Here is a 19070-nt window from a genome sequence, read left to right on the forward strand (position 1 = left end):
CACCAGGGTCAGCGGCGCGAGAGCCGGATCGCCTCGCGAATGCTGGCCCTGGCGTCTTTCCGGCGGCCCGCCGCGTCCTGGACCACACCCAGCCGATAGCGCGCCCGCCAATCGTCACCCGCCGTATCCGCTTCTGCGGCGTACCGGGCGATCAGCGGATCGGCATCCGCGCGGGCGATCCTCCCGCTGGGCGTCAGTTCCGTCTCGACCGGAGGCATCCCGCCCTCCGCATCGAGGAGGCGTCCCAGACGATCGGCGCCGAAGCCGAACATCATCTCCCGGACCAGCGCCCATGCTCCGATCGGTGCCAGCACGAGCAGGGTGACCCCCATGCCGATGGACACGCCGGTGCCGACCGAGATGAACATCACCGCGAGCCAGATCGCGACGGCGAGATAGAGGAGCAGCGCCGCGGCCATCAACGCGACGCCGATACGCGACATCACGATCGGATGCCGATGTCGATCATGTGCTCGAGACCCACGAACACGCCGTCGGCCTTCAGCGCGAAGGGCACGGCGAGCCGAATCCCCGGGGCATAGGCGAGAGCCGAGTCCACTGTGTCGTGTGTGAAGGTGAGCGACTCGCCCGGGCCGGAGAGGATGACTTCCTGCTTGGCGACGACCCCGGGGCGCCGCAGAGAGTGGACGGGCACACTGCCGACCTGCTGCCCCCTGGCACGCTGGTCCGCATGCGGTGCGCTGACGGGCCCCTGCTCCGCGCGCGCGGTCGCGATCAGTTCCGCGGTCCGCACGGCCGTTCCGCTCGGCGAGTCGATCTTGGTCTCGCGGTGCGCTTCGATGATCTCCGCCGAGCCGAAGAAGGGCGCAGCGGCCGCCGCCAGCGCTGACCCGAGGACCGAGCCGAGAGAGAAGTTCGGGATGAAGACGGCACCGGTGCCGGCCGCCTCGACGAGAGGACGTACGAGCGCGATCCGCTCCGCCGACCAGCCCGAGGTCGCGACCAGCACGTTGATGCCACGTTCGACGGCTGCGCGCACCACCTCGATGCTCACCTGCGGCGTCGATGCATCGACGACCAGGTCGGCACCGTCGATCTCCGCGAGATCGCTGGAAGAGGTCAGCACACGGCTCACCTCGAACCCGTCGAGCTCATCGATCACCGCACCGATGATCGTGCCGAGCTTCCCGGTTCCGCCGACGAGTGCTACCTGCGTGGTCATGCATCCAGTCTATTTCGCGGCCGACAGCGCACGGTCAGGGGCGCGCGGGCAGACACCTCGGATTCCGCGACACCGCGGAGGCGCGTCGGAGCAGGGCGCTCAGACCAGCAGCGCATCGGGGATCCCGGTGCGCAGTTCCACCGGAAGGTGGCCGGTGTCGTTGTGCGTGAGCAGCGTCCACGGCCGCCCTTGCTTCTGAGCGATCACCGTCAGCCCGCAATGGGACTGGTTCAGGGTCATCCACCGCCACTCCGGTGCGGCGAGCACCTCCCGCACGAACCAGGAGATCACGAAGTTGTGGGTGATGAGCACCTCGTGCACGTCTCCGGTCTTGCGCACCAGGAACTCATTGACGGCATCGGACATCTGCGCCCGCCCCGCCTCGATCTCGGCCTCGGTGACGGAACCGAAGAACGGCTCGAACACGGAAGGAGTCTCCTCCGTCATCCCGGTCGGGACGCAGTCGAACAGCAGCGCGGTGGGCTCGGGATCCACCGACGGCAGACGAGCCGCGATCGCCCGCGCCGTCTCGTTCGCGCGCAACAGCGGGGAATGCCAGACGGCGTCGAGCGGGAGCCCGGACAGCCGATCCGCGATCAGCTCCGCCTGACGTTGCCCCCTCGGCGAGAGGGGTCCGTCTGCGAGACCGTACTCGGCATCCTGATGTTCACCGTGTCTGACCAGATAAATGTAGTGCGTCACAAATCGCTCGCTTCATCGCCAGCATCCGCCGGACCTCTCTTCCACCCTATGTCACGGGCGGCTGGAAGCTCAGTTACCCGCCCGGGTGAGATCGGACACCTGGCTGCGCGAGAGCGAGACACCCGCTCCCTGCATCAGCTCATCGACGTGATCGCTCGCGAACGCGTTGACGATGGGCGCGGCGATCGTGCGCTGAGCGAGCAACCAGGCGATGGAGACCGCCGCGACAGGAGCACTCACTTCCTCGGCGACCTGATCGAGAGCGCGCAGGATCTTGATCCCCCGGCGGTTCAGATGACCACGCAGTTGCTCGCCACGCACACCGCGCGACGTGAGCGCTTTGCTGCGATGCCGACCCGACAGGAATCCGTGCTCGAGCGCGTGCGACGGCGTGACGGCGAGGTTCTGCGCACCGGCCACGAGGCGAAGATCACCCTCGAACGGCTGACGGCGGACCAGGTTGTAGGGAGTGTCGATCACCTGGATGCGCGGGTAACCGGCCGCGGCCAGGATGCGTGCTTCCACGAGTCGCTCCGGGGCGAAACCGAATGCACCGACCGAACCGATCTTCCCGGCATCCGTCATCCATTCGACGGTCGCCAAGGTGTCTTCGAGGTTGGTCGTCGCGTCGAGGGTGGCATCGAGATAGAGCACATCGATGCGGTCGACACCGAGCCGGGTCAGCGATCCCTCGACGGCACGCACGAGGTTGACGGAACCGAGGCCCGGGTTGTCGGCGTGGGCGCCGATGCGGACGCTCAGGACACTGCGCTCGCGCTGACCGCGCGACCGCAACCACTGCCCGATGATGTGCTCGCTGCGTCCGCCGGAGAAGCCGTCAGCGGTGTGGATGGCGTTTCCGCCGAACTCCACATAGCGGTCGAGAATGCCGTGACTGGTCTCGAGATCGACGTTCCAGCCGAACTCCGCCGCGCCGAGCATCAGCGGGAACGTCTCGAAACCCGTTTCGCCCAGGGCGACGCGGATGGACTCCCCTATCCCCGGTCCGACGATCGGGATGGGCGCGGACGGATGCTCGGCAACGCCCTGCTTGGCGCCTTCCTCAGACGCTCCTGCGCCTACGCTGAACAACCGCATTCTCTCTCACCCCCGCGTCGATCGGTGCGTGCCGACCTGCGTACCTGCTGGACCTGCACCCCCCGGTGCGTACTTCGAGAGTAAGCGAATTCCCCGGACGCCCCGACCAATCCGGGGAACGGCGCGGAAACACCGGATAACGATTTGGTCACACCACTGGACGACGAAACCCGGGCCCCTCTTCGCGAAGAGGCCCGGGTTCCGTTCGAACGTCGTGCTTACTCGGCGGCTGCATCCTCTGCAGGGGCAGCCTCAGCGGCAGGAGCGTCGTCGAGGACGGGCTCGAGCGAGAGCTTGCCACGGTCGTCGATCTTCGTGATCTTCACGAGGATCTTCTGGCCGACCGAGAGCACGTCGTCGACGTTCTCGACCCGCTTGCCACCGGCGAGCTTGCGCACCTCGGTGACGTGCAGGAGGCCGTCCTTGCCCGGGAGCAGCGAGACGAACGCACCGAAGGTGGCGATCTTCACGACGGTGCCGAGGAACTGCTCCCCGACCTCCGGGTTGGTGGGGTTGGCGATCGCGTTGACCTGGGCACGAGCGGCCTCAGCCGACGGGCCGTCGGTGGCGCCGATGTAGACGGTGCCGTCCTCCTCGATGGAGATCTGCGCGCCGGTCTCATCCTGGATCGCGTTGATCGTCTTGCCCTTCGGACCGATCAGCTCGCCGATCTTGTCGACCGGGATCTGCACGCTGATGACGCGAGGCGCGGTGGGCGCCATCTCGTCGGGCGCGTCGATCGCAGCGTTCAGGACGTTGAGGATCGTCAGACGAGCCTCACGAGCCTGGGTGAGCGCACCGGCGAGAACCTGCGTCGGGATGCCGTCGAGCTTGGTGTCCAGCTGGATGGCCGTGACGAACTCGCTGGTTCCGGCGACCTTGAAGTCCATGTCGCCGAGTGCGTCCTCCGCACCCAGGATGTCGGTCAGAGCCGCGTAGCGGGTCTCACCGTTGACCTCGTCCGACACGAGACCCATCGCGATACCGGCGACGGGAGCGCGCAGCGGCACACCCGCGTTCAGCAGCGACAGGGTCGACGCGCAGACGGAGCCCATCGAGGTGGAACCGTTGGAGCTGAGCGCCTCGGACACCTGACGGATCGCGTACGGGAACTCCTCGCGGCTCGGCAGCACCGGCACGAGGGCGCGCTCGGCCAGGAAGCCGTGCCCGATCTCGCGACGCTTCGGCGAACCGACACGGCCGGTCTCACCGGTCGAGTACGGCGGGAAGTTGTAGTGGTGCATGTAACGCTTGCTCGTCACAGGCGACAGCGAGTCGATCTGCTGCTCCATCTTGAGCATGTTCAGCGTGGTGACACCCAGGATCTGGGTCTCGCCGCGCTGGAAGATCGCAGAGCCGTGCACGCGCGGGATGACCTGCACCTCGGCGTCGAGCGGACGGATGTCCGCCAGCCCACGACCGTCGATACGAGCGCCCTCGGTGAGGATGCGACCGCGGACGATCCGCTTGGTGACCGACTTGTACGCGGCCGAGAACTCGAGCGGGGCTGCGGCCGGGAGCGAACCCGCCTCGGTGGCCTCGATGAGCTCCGCCTTCACGCGGTCCTTGATCGCGTCGTCGGCGGTCTGACGCTCGACCTTGTCGGCGATCTGGTAGACGTCGCTGAGCTCGGCGAACGCACGCTCGGACACGAAGCTGTAGACCTCGTCGCTGTACGCCGGGAAGACCGGGTACACGCCCGGCTCCTTCGACGCCGTGGCGGCGAGCTCGGCCTGAGCCTTCACGAGCTGAGCGATGAACGGCTTCGCGGCCTCGAGACCCTGAGCGACGATCTCTTCGTTCGGCTTGGTGGCGCCGGCCTTGATCAGGTTCCAGCTGTGCTCGGTGGCCTCAGCCTCGACCATCATGATCGCGACGTCTTCGGTGCCATCGGCCTTGGTGACGACACGACCGGCGACGATCAGGTCGAACACGGCCTCCGCGACCTGCTCGGCGGTCGGGAACGCGACCCACTGGTCGGCGTGCTCGCCCTGGCCGGGGATGAACGCGAGGCGCACACCGGCGACGGGGCCAGAGAACGGGAGACCCGAGATCTGGGTCGACGCGGATGCGGCGTTGATGGCGAGAGCGTCGTAGAACTCGCCGGGAGCGATCGACATCACGGTGATGACGACCTGGACCTCGTTACGCAGGCCGTCGACGAACGACGGACGCAGCGGACGGTCGATGAGACGGCAGACGAGGATCGCCTCGGTGGAGGGACGACCCTCACGACGGAAGAACGAGCCGGGGATCTTGCCGGCGGCGTAGGAGCGCTCTTCGACATCGACCGTCAGCGGGAAGAAGTCGAAGCCCTCGCGCGGGTGCTTGCCTGCGCTCGTGGCCGAGAGGAGCATGGTCTCGCCGTCGAGGTACGCGGCGACTGCGCCCTGAGCCTGCTGCGCGAGGCGGCCGGTCTCGAAGCGGATGGTGCGGGTGCCGAAGCGGCCGTTGTCGAGAACGGCCTCGGTGGCGGTGATTTCAGGACCTTCCAAGAGGTCTCTCCTTCTTTGTTTAGACTCGCGAATCCATGTGACGCGCGAGCATGTTCAAAGGAGCGGAACGGAAGGGTTCGGGCGCGCGGGCATTCCCGCGAATCTCGCCTGCGCTGGCCACCAGTAGAAAGCCACCCGACATCTGCCGAGGAACCCACCACAGGGGACCAGCTTCTCCGCCGATCGCTCCATGAGTCGATATGAAATTGTGCGGTTGACAGACATCAACCTCATCCACTCTATCAGCGCGGACCTCGAATCCTGCGAGTCGGCGCGCGACGCGGATCCGACATCGACCGGCCACGACACGTTCACCCCGTGGATGCCGAAGCGAGGGGGATATCCGCTGTGGTGGGTTCATGCGCCTCTCCGTCATCGGCTGCGGATATCTCGGAGCCGTTCATGCCGCCGCCATGGCCTCCCTGGGACACGACGTCGTGGGCATCGACGTCGACCGGGACAAGGTCGCCGCGCTCGCGTCGGGCGCTGCGCCGTTCTTCGAACCACGACTCGCCGAGCTCATCGCGGAAGGCCTGTCGACCGGAAGGCTCCGCTTCAGCGCGCGGATGGCCGATGCCGGGGGCGCAGACGTGCACTTCCTCGCTGTCGGCACCCCACAGGCCCCGGGTGCGCACTCCGCAGATCTCCGCTATGTCTACGCGGCTGTCGACGATCTGCTCCCCCACCTGCGCCCAGGAGACGTGGTGGCCGGCAAATCCACCGTTCCCGTCGGCACCGCAGGCGAGCTCGCCGCTCGCATCTCCCCCACGGGTGCGACGCTCGTCTGGAATCCGGAGTTCCTCCGCGAGGGCTGGGCCGTGCACGACACCTTGACACCGGACCGTCTCGTCGTGGGTGCCGAGTCGGATGCCGCCGGCGAGCGCGCGGTCTGGATCCTCCGTGACGTGTACGGTGCCGCCGTCGAAAGCGGGGTGCCGTTCCTGGTGACGGATCTCGCGACCGCGGAACTGGTCAAGGGAGCGGCGAACGCCTTCCTCGCCACGAAGATCTCCTTCATCAACGCGATGGCGGAGATCGCGGAGGCGTCCGGCGCAGACGTCGCTCTGCTCGCCGATGCGCTCGGCCATGACACACGGATCGGGCGGCGCTATCTCGGCGCGGGCATCGGATTCGGCGGCGGTTGTCTGCCCAAGGACATCAGGGCGTTCGCCGCGCGGGCGGAAGAGCTGGGCCGCGGCGAGGCGGTCGGCTTCCTGCGTGAAGTCGACACGATCAATCTCCGGCGTCGCGATCGAGCCGTGCAGCTCGTCGTGGATGCACTGGGCGGTCTGGTGTTCGGTCGCAGGATCGCCGTGCTGGGAGCGGCGTTCAAGCCCTTCAGCGACGACATCCGGGACTCACCGGCCCTCGACGTCGCCGTGCGTCTTCGCGGTCTGGGCGCTGATGTCGTGGTCACCGACCCCGCTGCCGTCGACAACGCGGCCAAGGCGCATCCGCAGCTGGGCTACGCCCGTGACCGCGACGAGGCGCTGCGGGAGGCCGATGCCGTCGTGGTCGTCACCGAGTGGGATGAGTATCGACGGGACCTCTCGCCGGAGCACGCCGGGGCACTCGTACGGGGCCGGGTCATCGTGGACGGCCGCAACTGCCTCGACTCGACCGCGTGGCGCGCCGCCGGCTGGCAGTACCACGGCATGGGTCGGCGCTGAGCGAGCGGGGTCTCAGGGCACGACCGCAGCGAACGCCGCAGACGGCCGACCGAGGTACACGTAGCCATCGTGCTTCGCGATCCTCCCGTCACCCGCCGCGCGACCGTTGAGGCGGCGCCAGACCCACGGAAGCGCATGCCGTCGCCACCACACACCGGCGCCGATGGTCTCATGGTCGTGCATCGCTGCGTCGAGCACCCCGAGCGCATCGGCATCGGGGACACCGAGCACTTCGGCGCCACGGTAGGCGAGGAAACGGTGGCCCCGGCTGCTCAGGTGGACCAGATCCTCGCCCCAGTTCGCGCGCTCGGCCAGCGAGGGGTGCAGATCCGTATCGATCAGGATCGCGCCGGTGCGGGCGGCGATCCCGCTCAACGCGGTGGCGAAGGCGGAGAACCTCCGCGTATAGATCGACGCAGCGCGACGGCCGGGGAGAAAGGGCGTGACGAGGAGCACGTCCGCCCCTATTCCCCGCAGCCGGCGCACGGCGTCCTCTAGCTCCGCGGCGAGCGCGGTGACATCGACGCGGGGCTTCACGAGGTCGTTCGCACCGATCAGGATCGACACGAGGTCGGGCCGAAGCTCGAGTGCCCTGGCCAGTTGCAGTCCGGCGACGTCTCGGACGCGCTTGGACCTGATGGCCAGGTTCGCGTAGTGCAGACCTCCTCTCGCGGCGAGCAGGAGCGCGAGACGGTCGGCCCATCCTCTCAGCGCACCATCGGGTGCCGGATCGCAGAGCCCTTCCGTGAGAGAGTCACCGAGCGCGACGTACCGCCGCCACCGACGGGAGACGATCGTCGCGGGCGGCTCGGGGCGCACGAGGCGACGAGCGCGAGCCCGGGAGTCCACCGCATGCAGCGTCCTCGCCTCGTCGAAGTGGTCGAGGAGCTGGTCGCATACCTTCTCCCAGCTGCGCTCCTGCACGGCTTCGCGCCCGGCCTCGCCGAAAGCCCGCCTCTTGCGCGCATCGCCGGCGAGGTCGGACACCCGACCCCGCAGATCGTCGAGGTCCCCCGGCCGGTAAAGCCATCCGTCGATGCCCATGCGCACGAGACCCAGCGGACCGCCGCGACCCGTCGCGATCACGGGGACACCGCTCGCATGGGCTTCTTGCAGGGTCTGACCGAATGTCTCGCTCTCGCCGGGGTGGACGAACAGGTCGAAAGATGCCATCGCCGCGGCGAGCGCGTCCCCGTCGAGGTGGCCGAGGAAGAGGGCATCGGGTAGCAGTCCCTGCGCCTTCGCTCTGCTGGGCCCGTCCCCCACGATCACCAGGCGTGTGCCGGGGATACCGCGGAGTGCGACGAGGTCTTCGACCTGCTTCTCCGGCGCGAGACGTCCGACGTAGCCGATGACGACGTCGGCGCCCCAGCCGGCTCGGAGCGCGCCGTCGCGTCGCGACGGCTGGAACCGCTCGGCGTCGACGCCCCTCCCCCAGCGACGCACGCGGTCGATACCCAGCGCGGTGAGCTGCCTGGCCGAGTCGGCGGAGGGCGCGAGGGTGATGGTGGCGCGTCGATGCAGGCGGGCGATGTGAGCCTGGGCGATGCCCGTGGTCGCCGCGACCCGATAGCGCTCGGTGTATGCGGCAACGTCGGTCTGATAGGCGGCGACGGCCGGCAGCTCCAGGCGCTCGGCGGCCAGCACCCCACGCCACCCCAATGCGAAAGGGGAAGCGAGGTGCACGACATCGGGCTGGAAGCGAGCGAGCGAGGTGGCGATGCGGTGAGCGCTCGACGTTCCCACCCTCACGTGCCGGTACCCCGGAAGAGCGAGACTCGGTATCGGTTCGACGGGGGCACCGCTGATCTCGGACGGTGCGCCGACGGCCGCGGGCGCGACGACATGAGCTTCATGCCCTCGCCGTTCGAGGTGTCGCAGGATCTGCAGCACCGAGCCGGTGACACCGTTCATGTGCGGAAGGAAGGACTCGGTGACGATCGCTACTCTCACAGGCCCAGGATGACGGTCCGTACGAGCGGGGACGCCCGCAGACGCCCTTCTGCACCGGATGTTCACCGGATGCTGGAGAACGGGTCACCGGCTATCCGTTCTTTGGTTCCCGTTCACCCTCTGGGGGCAGAGTGAGCGACGTGCCGACGGATCTGCTGACCGCCTCACTCGCTGGCCCTTGGAGCCTGGTCCTGATGAGCGTGCTCGTGGTGGGGGACGCCTTCTTCGTCGTGGTGCCCGGTGAGGTCGCGGTGACCGCCCTCGGTGCGATCGCGGTCACGACGGGCTCCCCGCCCCTGTGGGCTGTGGTCGTGTGTGCCGCCGTCGCCGCTGCTCTGGGTGACGCCTGCTGCTACCTCATCGGGTGGTCGGTTGGCACCGAGCGCTGGCGGTGGATGCGGGCACCACGCGTGCTCCAGGCTCTGGATTGGGCTCGCCGCCGCTTGGACGGCGGGATGGCCACGGTGCTGTTCACCGCGAGGTTCGTGCCGTTCGCGCGGCTTGCGATCAATCTGGTCGCCGGGGCATCGCGTGTCCACCCGCCGCGCTACCTCGCGCTCGTCAGTCTCGCTGCGACCGGGTGGGCGCTGTACCAGGCCGCGGTGGGCGCAACTGTCGCGACGCTCGTCCCCGGAGGTCCGCTCGTGGCCGTGCCCGTCTCCATCGTGCTCGCGATCGGGATCGGGGCGCTGATCGACCTGTGCGTGCGCCGCTCCAGAGGGTGACCCACCCGGGCACGTGCCCTAGGCTCGGGTCATGAGCACCGAAGAAGGCGCCTCCTCTTCTGAGGAGATGAAGCGCAAGTTCAAGGAAGCGCTCGAGAAGAAGAACGCGCACCACCGGCAGGGCGAGGCACACCTCGACGGCGATTCCGCCGTGCACAGTGCGAACGCCCCGCAGACGCGGCGCGAGTTCCGACGCAAGAGCGGTTGACCGCGCGGATGCGGGAGCCGGCTCGGCCGGGCTCCCGCATCCCCCACTTCCGTCTCAGCGGCGGTCGGCGCGGAGCCGGGCCCGCTCCTCCTTCGCCGCCATCTCGGAGACCGCCGCTTCGCGGAGCTCCTGCATGTCAGCGGCCTGGGCGCTGCCCACCGGCTCGTGCGCATCGACGCCGTCGAGCAGGGACTCGTCGAAGGGCAGCTCCCCGCTGAGCACGCGTCGCACGCGGTCGCGGTCGATCTGCTTCGTCCACGTGCCGATCAACAGGGTCGCGACCGCATTGCCGGTGAAGTTCGTGAGTGCTCGCCCCTCCGACATGAACCGATCGATGCCCACGATCACCCCGACACCGTCCACCAGGTCGGGGCGGTATGCCTGGAGGCCGCCGGCGAGGGTGGCGAGGCCCGCGCCGGTGACTCCGGCGGCGCCCTTGCTCGCGATGATCATGAACACGAGCAGACCGATCTGCTCGCCGATCGTCATCGGCTGGCCCATGCCCGTGGCGATGAACAGCGAAGCCATCGTCAGGTAGATGGCCGTGCCGTCGAGGTTGAACGAGTACCCGGTCGGAACGGTGATGCCCACGACCGGCTTGGAGACGCCGACGAACTCCATCTTCGCGATCAGCCGGGGCAGCGCGGATTCCGAGGAAGACGTTCCAACGATGAGCAGGTACTCCCTGGCGAGGTACTTCATGAGCGCGAAGATGTTCACCCGTGTGACGGTCCACAGCAGCACCCCGAGGATGACGACGATGAACAGGATGCAGGTGATGTAGAAGGCGACCATCAGCGTGCCCAGGCTCCAGATCGCGGCGACACCGGTCTTGCCGACCACGGCGGCGATCGCACCGAAGGCCCCGAGCGGAGCCAGCCACAGGATCATGCCGAGAATGCGGAAGACGAGCTTCTGGAGCTGCTTGACCGCGTCCATGATCGGGGCGCCACGGTCGCCGAGCCCCTGCAGGGCGAAGCCGACGAGGAGCGCGATGAACAGCACCTGCAGCACGCTCTCACCCGTGAACGCCGAGAAGAACGTGGTCGGGATGATGCCGAGGATGAACTCCTGTGTCGTCTTGGCCTCCGCCTCGACCGCATCGTACGTCGACGAGGCCATGTCGAGTCCGGAGCCCGGGTGGATGATGTTCCCCACGACGAGACCGATCGCGAGGGCGAAGGTCGACATGACCATGAAGTACAGCAGCGCGAGTCCGCCGATCTTGCCGACGGTGGCCGCCTTGGCTATCGACCCCACTCCGACCACGATCGTGCAGAAGATGATCGGGGCGATCATCATCTTGATCAGAGCCACGAATCCCTTGCCCAGCGGCTCGAAAGCCTGTCCCACCTCGGGCCAGACGAGACCGACGACCGCACCGAGCACGACCGCCAGGAGCACCGACACATACAGCCAGGTGTGCCGGTCCCACGATTGCTTCCCTCGCCGCCAGTTGAACTTCGGCAGTGAGAATCCTGTTGTGAGCGCCATCGCGTCCTCCTCGATCATCGACGTCATCGTCCGGTGGGCGGCTGCTTCGCCGCCGATCAGAGTTCACGGTCCTCGACTTCCCGCATCGGGGCGAGTTGTGGTCGTATTGGTCACGGCACCAGAGCAACGACGATCGGAGGAAGCGATGGCGCGCCCCTCCCGCACCCGCAGCACCGCCTCCCGTGTGTTCGCCGTGCTGCTGGTCGCCGCCGTCGTGATCGGCATCCTCGTCGCGGGCTTCCTGGTGCTGGAGGCGCAACGATCGATCCGCGCCGAGGCGGAACGGGTCACGGCCGCCACTGCCGTCTCGCTCGCTGCCTCCCCGGACGTGATCGACGGTCTGAGCTCGGACGACCGGGAAGCGGCCACACGGGTGCTCGAGCCCTACTCGCTGACCGTGGTCGCCGGTGCGGGACTCGACTTCATCACGGTGATGACTCCCGACGGCACGCGGATCACCCACCCCGACGCCGACCAGATCGGCGGAACCTACCTGGGAACGATCCCCGCGTCGCCGCGCACGCTCACCGAGGAGTTCACCGGCACCCTGGGACCATCGGTACGGACCATCGTCCCGGTCACCGCGCCGGATGACGACCTGATCGGCTGGGTCGCCGCAGGGGTGACGACCGAGTCCATCAGCGATACGCTGATCCGCCGCCTGCCTCTCACGCTCGGCATCACGATCGCCCTCGTCGCCCTCGGCGCCGGTGGCGCGATCATCGCTCGCCGCGTGACCCGCCGAATCGCCGGCGATCTCCCGCCCGGCCAGCTGCGCGACGCCGTGTCGTCGTACGAATCGATCCGCACCCTGGGGGAAGCGCTGCGGGCGCAGACGCACGAACACGGGAACAGGATGCACGCCGCGGTGGCTCTGCTCGAACTCGGACGCCGTGACGAGGCGATCGAGATCCTCACGGAGACGTCCCGTCAGAGCCAATCCCTCGTCGACCAGGTGACCGCGCGACGCCACGGCGATCCGGCCGTCGGAGCGCTCCTCCTCGGAAAGGCCTCGCAGGCCAAGGAACGCGGCATCGACTGGCGGGTGCACATCGAGCCGGACACTCCCCGCACTCCCCTGTCGACCGTGGACGCCGTGTCCGTGCTCGGCAACCTGGTGGACAACGCCATGGATGCCGCGGCCGAGTCGGACGACCGGTGGGTGCGGGTCTCGCTGCGCACGCACGACGGCCACGGAATCGTGCTGGAGGTCTCCGACAGCGGTCCCGGAATAGCGCCGGCCGTGCGCGAGCGGATGTTCGACCAGGGATTCTCCACGAAACCTGCCGATGTGCAAGGGCGCGGCATCGGCCTGGCCCTCGTGCGCTCGGTGGTGAGCGGGGCGGGTGGCTCGGTCACGGTGACGGATGCCCCGACGACCTTCCGAGTCGTCCTCCCCGCCGCGGGCGAACGGCAAGGGCGGCGGCGGCGATGATCCGCGCGCTCATCGTCGACGACGACGCACTCACGCTCGAACTGCACCGCGACTACCTTGCCCGTCTCGACGGCTTCGAGGTGACCGGCGAGTGCACGGGCGCCCGCGCCGCGATGACGGCAGTGCTCGATCGACCCGGCGCATTCGATCTGGTACTGCTCGACATCACGATGCCGGACGGCTCGGGTATCGACGTGCTCCGTGCGCTCCGAGCACGCTCCGCAGCGCTGGACGTGATCGCGATCACCAGTGTGCGCGACGCCGAGTCGGTGCGGCAGATGGCTGCGCTCGGGGTGTTCCAGTATCTCGTCAAGCCGTTCCCGTTCACCGTGTTCCGCGAGCGGATGGAACAGTACCGCGCATACAGGGAACAGGCGCGCTCCACCGAGGGCGAGGCCACCCAAGCGGAGATCGATGCACTGCTCGGCCGCTCCACGGGAACGATCGCGCTGCCCAAGGGACTCTCGACGACCTCCTTGGACAGGGTCGCCGCGGAACTGCGCGCCGGCGGACCGCTCTCGGCGCGGGAGGCAGCCGAGCGACTCGGCATGTCTCGGGTCGCGGTGCGCCGTTACCTGGAGCATCTGGTCGCCGAGGGTGTGCTGACACGGGGCGCACGCTACGGCACACGGGGACGACCGGAGACCGAGTACGACTGGAGACGCCCCGGACCGCCTCCCGCTTAGGTCAGCGCGGCAGTCGTCCTTCGTGGAGCAGTCCCTCGGGGTCGACGCGCGACCGCACGCTGCGCAGTCGGGCGACATCGTCGGCGGTGCCGCATCGGTCGAGCGACTGATCAGGGCCGAGGAAGGTCGCCACGGTCTGCGGGGCCTCGTTCGGCGCCAGGAGCTCGCGGAACGCCACGAGACTCGCGTCGCCAGGCTCGGTCGGCACACCGGGGATGACCGGGACGAGAGCGTGCAACAGCCAGCCGACGGACTGCAGCGATGCGAAGCCCGAGCGGCGCGGGGCGTTCAAGGCACCGCCGAGCATGCGGAGGTCGATGCCCATGATCGGCCAGTGCTCCGGGAGCTCCCTGAACTCGAGGAGGGCATCGATCGTCTCGTCGTCGAGGATGCTCAGAGCCATCGAAGCACCCCGGCCAGGGGTCGGCTCCGTGGGCTCGTTCGAGGCGGCGGCCAGTGCAGCGGGCGAAGTCGGACCGGTGATCTCCCTGCGCACCTCCCCTGCTCTACGCACCGTGTCGACCAGTTCGTCCTGCGGCCCATCGGTCGACAGCACCTGGACGGTGAGGAAGCTGCGTCCCCTGATCTGCTCCGGCAGCTCCGGCGCATCCGGCATGCGCATCGAGTTGACGAACACGTTGAGCGTCGCGGCTGCTGATACGGCGAGGTCGCGGACCGCACGGACGACCGCGGGAGCGTCGACGACATCGAAGGTGAGGTTGGCGCCCCAGATGTCCGGTGCTGGCACGAGCTCGATCTCGAGCGCGGTCACGATCCCCACCAGGCCTCCGGCTCCGCGCAATGCCCACATGAGGTCACTGTCGGTGTCATCGTCGATGCGCTCATGCGTGCCGTCAGGGCGGAGCACCCATGCCGCGCGCAGGTTGTCGGAGCCGAGACCGCCCGTGCGGCTGAACCAGGAGTGCCCGCCGCCCAGTGTGTACCCGGCCACGCTGACGACCGGGCTGGTGCCGGCCGGCGCGACCCAGCCGGTTCCCTCCAGCGCCTCGACGACCGCACCCCAGCGCACGCCGGCGCCGACGGTCGCGACCCCGCTCTCGAGGTCGAGGGACAGCTCGTCGAATGCGCTCATGCGCACCAGGACGGCACCACTCAGGTCGCCGGATGCGCCGTGGCCGCTTGGCTGGATCGCGAGGCTCGTCCCCGCTTCCCGTGCTGCGCGCAGGAGCACACGGAGGTCGTCGACGTCGGCGGGCGTCGCGACCGCATCTGGATGCTGCTCGATCGCGAGGTTCCACGGTCGACGCGCCGCGGCGTACGCCGTGTCTGCGGGAAGGACGAGGGTTCCGGTCAGTCGGTCCTGGAGCGCGACGATGGCGGGGTGCGTTGGCATGACGCCACCGTACGACATCCCTCGGACATCGTCGACGGCGTCATGCGCGACTCACTCGCCCGCCAGACCGCCGAGCATGTGGCCGAACGAGCGCCCTTCACCCAGGTACGTGGCAGGGTCGTAGGGATCGACCGTCTCGGAGGCTCCGCGACGTGCGATCGCCTCCGCGAGCTCCTTCGCCCCCTTCTCCACACGCTTGGCGAGCGGAGCGACGTCGTCGCCCGCGCCGCCCCAATCGCTTGATGCCGCGAACACTCCGGTCGAGACGGCCTCGGCGTGGAGGTACGCGAACAGCGGGCGGATCGCGTAGTCGATCGCCAGCGAGTGCCTGGCGGTGCCCGCGTTCGCCCCGATGAGCGCGGGCTTCCCGGTGAGGGCGTCCGGGTCGAGCACGTCGATGAACGACTTGAACAGGCCCGAGTAGCTCGTCGAGAAGATCGGCGTCACAGCGATCAGCGCATCGGCGGAGACCACGGTGTTGATCGCCGTCTCGAGCGCCGGCGGCGCGAAGCCGGTGAGCATGTTGTTCGTGATGTCGTGCGCATAGTCGCGCAGCTCGATCACGTCGACGCTCGCCTCGATGTCGTGTGCGGCGAGGGCTTTCACGGTCTCGGCCGCGAGGCGATCGGCGAGCATCCTGGTGGACGACGGGTTCGACAATCCCGCCGAGACGACGGCGATACGACGCGTGGTCATGTCAGGCCTCCTTCCGGCCGAGTCCGAAGGCAGCACCCGCGGGCGCCGGGGTGTCCTGGTAGGGCGAGTCCCCGGTGAGGTTGTCTCCGCGGTTCGCACCGGGGCGCGCCTGACGGGTCGGCCCGTCACCGAACTCGGCCTTGACGCGCGCGGCATGGGTCGGCGCGTCCGGCACGGATGCGGGGCGGTCCTTCGCCAGCTCCTTGCGCAGCACGGGGACGACCTCGGAACCGAGGATGTCGAGCTGCTCGAGGACCGTCTTCAACGGCAGACCAGCGTGGTCGATGAGGAACAGCTGGCGCTGGTAGTCGCCATAGTGCTCGCGCATGCCGGCGTAGCGGTCGATCACCTGCTGCGGAGAGCCCACCGTCAGCGGGGTCATCTCCGTGAAGTCCTCCATGCTCGGACCGTGACCGTACACGGGCGCGTTGTCGAAGTACGGGCGGAACTGGTTCACCGCGTCCTGCGACTTCGCGGCCATGAACACCTGGCCGCCGAGTCCCACGATCGCCTGCTCGCGCGTGCCGTGGCCGTAGTGCTCGAAGCGCTGACGGTACAGCTCGATGAGCCGCTGGTAGTGCTCCTTCGGCCAGAAGATGTTGTTCGCGAAGAACCCGTCTCCGTAGTAGGCGGCCTGCTCCGCGATCTCCGGGGTGCGGATGGAGCCGTGCCACACGAACGGGGCGATGCCGTCGAGCGGACGGGGCGTCGAGGTGAAGCCCTGCAACGGGGTGCGGAACTTGCCCTCCCAGTCGACGACGTCCTCACGCCACAGCTTGTGCAGCAGGGCGTAGTTCTCGATCGCGAGCGGCAGACCTTGACGGATGTCCTGCCCGAACCACGGGTACACCGGGCCGGTGTTGCCGCGGCCGAGCATGAGGTCCATGCGGCCGTCGGACACGTGCTGCAGCATCGCGTACTCCTCGGCGATGCGCACAGGGTCGTTCGTGGTGATGAGCGTCGTCGACGTGGAGACGATGAGGCGCTCGGTCTGCGCGGCCAGTGCCGCCAGGAAGGTCGTGGGGCTGGAGGACCAGAACGGCGGGTTGTGGTGCTCGCCGATCGCGAAGACGTCGAGTCCGACCTCTTCGGCGTGCACGGCGATCGCCGTCGTCGCCTTGATGCGCTCCTGCTCGCTGGGGGTGATTCCCGTGGTGGGATCGCGGGTGATGTCGCTGACCGACATGATGCCGAACTGCATCGCCTGCGCGCCTGACTGCTCGCTCATGATTGCTCCGTGTCTCCGAACCGGACGACTCGCATCCCGTTCTATTCATTTGAATGTATCTGTGTCAACGCGCTCACATCAACTTTATTCCCGGCCTGTAGCCTCGAACGATGAGCAGTGCCGGCGCCGACGTCTCAGGGCCCACCACAGGATCGGTCCCCCGCAGGCGGAGGCGTGTGCCGTTCTGGGACAACGCACGATACGTCTGCATCGTGCTCGTCGTGCTCGGTCACGCGATCCAGCGCCTGACGTACGACTCCGACATCGCCTTCGCGTTCTACCTGGCGCTGTACGCGTTCCACATGCCGGCGTTCGCCATCATCTCCGGCTACTTCTCGAAGTCCGGCTCCCCCTCCAAGACGCAGATGGCCAGGGTGATCACGGACATCCTGCTCCCCTACGTCATCTTCGAGACGCTGTGGACACTCACCAAGTGGCTCGTCGAGGGACAGGTCGATCCGAACATCACGAAGCCGAGCTGGACGCTGTGGTTCCTCCTCGCACTCGGGATCTTCCGGCTCGTGCTCCCGTACCTCGCGCTGCTTCGGTGGCCACTGCTGTGGACAGTGGTGATCTCGGTCGGCGTGGGATACCTGCCGAACGTCGACAGCACGTTCTCGCTGTCCCGCACCCTGGGGCTCCTTCCCTTCTTCACTCTGGGCTGGTGGCTGCGCGAGCACGACATCGTGGACAGGTTCCGTCTCCTCGACTTCCGTCCCTGGTGGATCCGCGGCGGCGCCGTCGCGATCTTCGCACTGGCCGGTTGGGCCGCCTGGAACTGGCTTCCGCTGTGGCAGGCGGCCGATCTGCGGCACTGGCTCTTCTACGAGGACTCCTATGCCGATCTGGGCGGGGAGCAGTGGTGGGCCGGCGGGGTGCGGATACTCCTGATGATGCTCGCCGTCGTGCTCAGCGCCGCCTTCTTCGCCCTCATCCCGCGGGGCGCCCACTGGTGGACGACATTCGGCCAGTACACGATGTACGTGTTCCTGCTGCATTCGTTCGTGCTGTACCCCTTCCGCGAGAGCGGGGTCCTGCAGAGCCTCGAGCCGACCTGGATCTGGCTCCCCCTCGTCACCGTGGCGTCGGTGCTGATCGCCCTCGCGCTGGCGACGAAGCCGGTCAGGTGGGTCTTCCGCCCCCTGGTGGAACCCCGGCCAGGGTGGCTGTTCGCCGACCCGGCGCTCGCCTCCAAGGAGGGGCGCCGGAACGACCCGACGGGCTCACGACGCCCCCGCCAGCCAGGGCGATAGCCTCGAAGGCGTGAGCCGCGCACAGACCGTCCGAGACCGCATCGTCGAACGCATCGAGGAGACGGACTTCGGCGCTCACGGGCTGCACGTCCGCGTCGCCACCGAGACCGCTGAACATCGCTGGACCGACGACGTGCGGGAGGACGTCCACTCCATCGCGAAAGGTGTCTGCGTTCTGGCTACGGGAATGGCAGCCGACGAGGGCGCGGTGTCGCTCGACGTGCCCGTCGGCATCTACCTCCCCGACTTCGAGCTGGGAGATGGCGTCGAGGACGTCACGCTGCGGGATCTGCTCTCGATGACCAGCGGGATCGATCTGCCGTGGTCCGAGACGCTGCTGACGGACTGGCCGGACCTGGCCCGCGAGTTCCTGCGACGCCCGTCGAGCGGACGCTCGTTCCAGTACTCGAACGCGAGCACGTACACCGCCATGGCCGCGCTCGCCGCGCGCGTCGGAGATGTGGGCGAATACCTCGACGCCCGACTGTTCCGACCGCTCGGCATCGATGACGTGGAATGGGAGCGCAGCCCTCAGGGTCGCATCGCCGCGGGAGGGGGCCTGCCCCTGCGCACCGATGAGCTGGCGCGCCTCGGCCTGCTCATCAGGGAACGCGGCGCGTGGGAGGGCCGACAGCTGATCGCCCCAGAATGGACCGACGCGATGCACACGCAATGGCGGGTCGCCGGCGAGAGCGCGGACTACGATCGCTACGCCCTTGCAGGATGGGGCGGCCCCGGGCCGGCGTGGAGACTTCACGGCGCCTACGGCCAACTGCTCATCTTCCTCGACGACGCCGTGGTGACCATCACGGCCGACGATCACTTCGGCGCCGATGCCATCGCTGCGTTCGCGGTGGAGACGCTCACGAGCACACGCGAGCCGTGACAGC

General features: G+C 68.3%; 17 protein-coding genes. 7 read left to right on the forward strand and 10 right to left on the reverse strand.

The window, feature by feature from the left end; translation table 11 throughout:
* Nucleotides 1-8: 8 nt before the first annotated feature.
* The 5 genes from MOX01_RS12255 to MOX01_RS12275 all read right to left on the reverse strand — a co-directional run bounded on the left by MOX01_RS12255 (nucleotide 9) and on the right by MOX01_RS12275 (nucleotide 5478).
* Nucleotides 9-443, reverse strand: coding sequence for a hypothetical protein (locus tag MOX01_RS12255; RefSeq protein ID WP_058630524.1), 435 nt, complete (start codon nucleotides 441-443; stop codon nucleotides 9-11).
* Nucleotides 443-1183, reverse strand: a complete 741-nt coding sequence (gene dapB / locus MOX01_RS12260) for a 4-hydroxy-tetrahydrodipicolinate reductase (RefSeq protein ID WP_058630523.1) — start codon at nucleotides 1181-1183, stop codon at nucleotides 443-445. The genes MOX01_RS12255 and dapB overlap by 1 nt, the downstream gene beginning before the upstream one ends.
* Nucleotides 1184-1282: 99 nt before the next feature.
* Nucleotides 1283-1885 (reverse strand): histidine phosphatase family protein, encoded by a 603-nt coding sequence (locus MOX01_RS12265; protein ID WP_046748311.1) that lies wholly within the window; start codon nucleotides 1883-1885, stop codon nucleotides 1283-1285.
* A 69-nt stretch (nucleotides 1886-1954) separates the two neighbouring features.
* A complete protein-coding gene (locus MOX01_RS12270) occupies nucleotides 1955-2983 on the reverse strand; it encodes an aldo/keto reductase (protein ID WP_218867343.1) in 1029 nt (342 codons plus the stop codon).
* A gap of 218 nt (nucleotides 2984-3201) precedes the next feature.
* The gene (locus tag MOX01_RS12275) at nucleotides 3202-5478 is read right to left on the reverse strand and encodes a polyribonucleotide nucleotidyltransferase (RefSeq protein WP_046748310.1); all 2277 of its coding nucleotides are present in this window, start codon (nucleotides 5476-5478) and stop codon (nucleotides 3202-3204) included.
* A gap of 359 nt (nucleotides 5479-5837) precedes the next feature.
* On the opposite strand from MOX01_RS12275, the gene MOX01_RS12280 reads away from it, so the two are divergent.
* Entirely contained in the window at nucleotides 5838-7148 is a 1311-nt protein-coding gene (locus MOX01_RS12280; protein WP_141369917.1) for a UDP-glucose dehydrogenase family protein, read from the forward strand.
* 12 nt (nucleotides 7149-7160) lie between these two features.
* On the opposite strand, the gene MOX01_RS12285 is transcribed toward MOX01_RS12280, so the two are convergent.
* Nucleotides 7161-9101: a GDSL-type esterase/lipase family protein gene (locus MOX01_RS12285; protein ID WP_141369919.1), complete on the reverse strand. Its 1941-nt coding sequence runs from the start codon at nucleotides 9099-9101 to the stop codon at nucleotides 7161-7163.
* Between the two features lie 131 nt (nucleotides 9102-9232).
* Here MOX01_RS12285 and MOX01_RS12290 point away from each other — a divergent pair, with 131 nt between their 5' ends.
* Both MOX01_RS12290 and MOX01_RS19210 read left to right on the forward strand, forming a co-directional pair.
* Nucleotides 9233-9826: a DedA family protein gene (locus MOX01_RS12290; RefSeq protein ID WP_230979368.1), complete on the forward strand. Its 594-nt coding sequence runs from the start codon at nucleotides 9233-9235 to the stop codon at nucleotides 9824-9826.
* A gap of 31 nt (nucleotides 9827-9857) precedes the next feature.
* Nucleotides 9858-10034 carry a DUF5302 domain-containing protein gene (locus tag MOX01_RS19210; protein WP_017830923.1) on the forward strand — a complete coding sequence of 59 codons (177 nt, stop codon included), beginning with the start codon at nucleotides 9858-9860 and terminating at the stop codon, nucleotides 10032-10034.
* A gap of 54 nt (nucleotides 10035-10088) precedes the next feature.
* Here the strand turns inward: MOX01_RS19210 and MOX01_RS12295 are convergent, their stop codons facing one another.
* The gene (locus MOX01_RS12295) at nucleotides 10089-11528 is read right to left on the reverse strand and encodes a cation:dicarboxylate symporter family transporter (protein ID WP_058630664.1); all 1440 of its coding nucleotides are present in this window, start codon (nucleotides 11526-11528) and stop codon (nucleotides 10089-10091) included.
* Between the two features lie 145 nt (nucleotides 11529-11673).
* Between MOX01_RS12295 and MOX01_RS12300 the strand changes: the two genes are divergently transcribed.
* Together MOX01_RS12300 and MOX01_RS12305 are read left to right on the forward strand one after the other, a co-directional pair.
* Nucleotides 11674-12963: an ATP-binding protein gene (locus MOX01_RS12300; RefSeq protein WP_141369921.1), complete on the forward strand. Its 1290-nt coding sequence runs from the start codon at nucleotides 11674-11676 to the stop codon at nucleotides 12961-12963.
* The gene (locus tag MOX01_RS12305) at nucleotides 12960-13649 is read left to right on the forward strand and encodes a response regulator (protein ID WP_141369923.1); all 690 of its coding nucleotides are present in this window, start codon (nucleotides 12960-12962) and stop codon (nucleotides 13647-13649) included. Before MOX01_RS12300 ends, MOX01_RS12305 begins: the two co-directional genes overlap by 4 nt.
* A 1-nt stretch (nucleotide 13650) precedes the next feature.
* Here the strand turns inward: MOX01_RS12305 and MOX01_RS12310 are convergent, their stop codons facing one another.
* From MOX01_RS12310 to MOX01_RS12320, 3 genes are read right to left on the reverse strand one after another with little or no spacing between them, the layout of a single operon-like run.
* Nucleotides 13651-15003, reverse strand: a complete 1353-nt coding sequence (locus MOX01_RS12310; RefSeq protein WP_170224243.1) for an FAD-binding oxidoreductase — start codon at nucleotides 15001-15003, stop codon at nucleotides 13651-13653.
* A 51-nt stretch (nucleotides 15004-15054) separates the two neighbouring features.
* Entirely contained in the window at nucleotides 15055-15699 is a 645-nt protein-coding gene (locus tag MOX01_RS12315; protein ID WP_141369927.1) for an FMN reductase, read from the reverse strand.
* 1 nt (nucleotide 15700) lies between these two features.
* The gene (locus tag MOX01_RS12320; protein ID WP_046748303.1) at nucleotides 15701-16927 is read right to left on the reverse strand and encodes an LLM class flavin-dependent oxidoreductase; all 1227 of its coding nucleotides are present in this window, start codon (nucleotides 16925-16927) and stop codon (nucleotides 15701-15703) included.
* Nucleotides 16928-17037: 110 nt separating this feature from the next.
* Here MOX01_RS12320 and MOX01_RS12325 point away from each other — a divergent pair, with 110 nt between their 5' ends.
* Together MOX01_RS12325 and MOX01_RS12330 are read left to right on the forward strand one after the other, a co-directional pair.
* A complete protein-coding gene (locus MOX01_RS12325; RefSeq protein WP_113681781.1) occupies nucleotides 17038-18180 on the forward strand; it encodes an acyltransferase family protein in 1143 nt (380 codons plus the stop codon).
* Nucleotides 18181-18190: 10 nt separating this feature from the next.
* The gene (locus MOX01_RS12330) at nucleotides 18191-19066 is read left to right on the forward strand and encodes a serine hydrolase domain-containing protein (protein WP_141369929.1); all 876 of its coding nucleotides are present in this window, start codon (nucleotides 18191-18193) and stop codon (nucleotides 19064-19066) included.
* Nucleotides 19067-19070 lie beyond the last annotated feature (4 nt).

The organism is Microbacterium oxydans, assembly GCF_006540085.1.
In the GTDB taxonomy this organism is placed as follows: domain Bacteria; phylum Actinomycetota; class Actinomycetes; order Actinomycetales; family Microbacteriaceae; genus Microbacterium; species Microbacterium oxydans.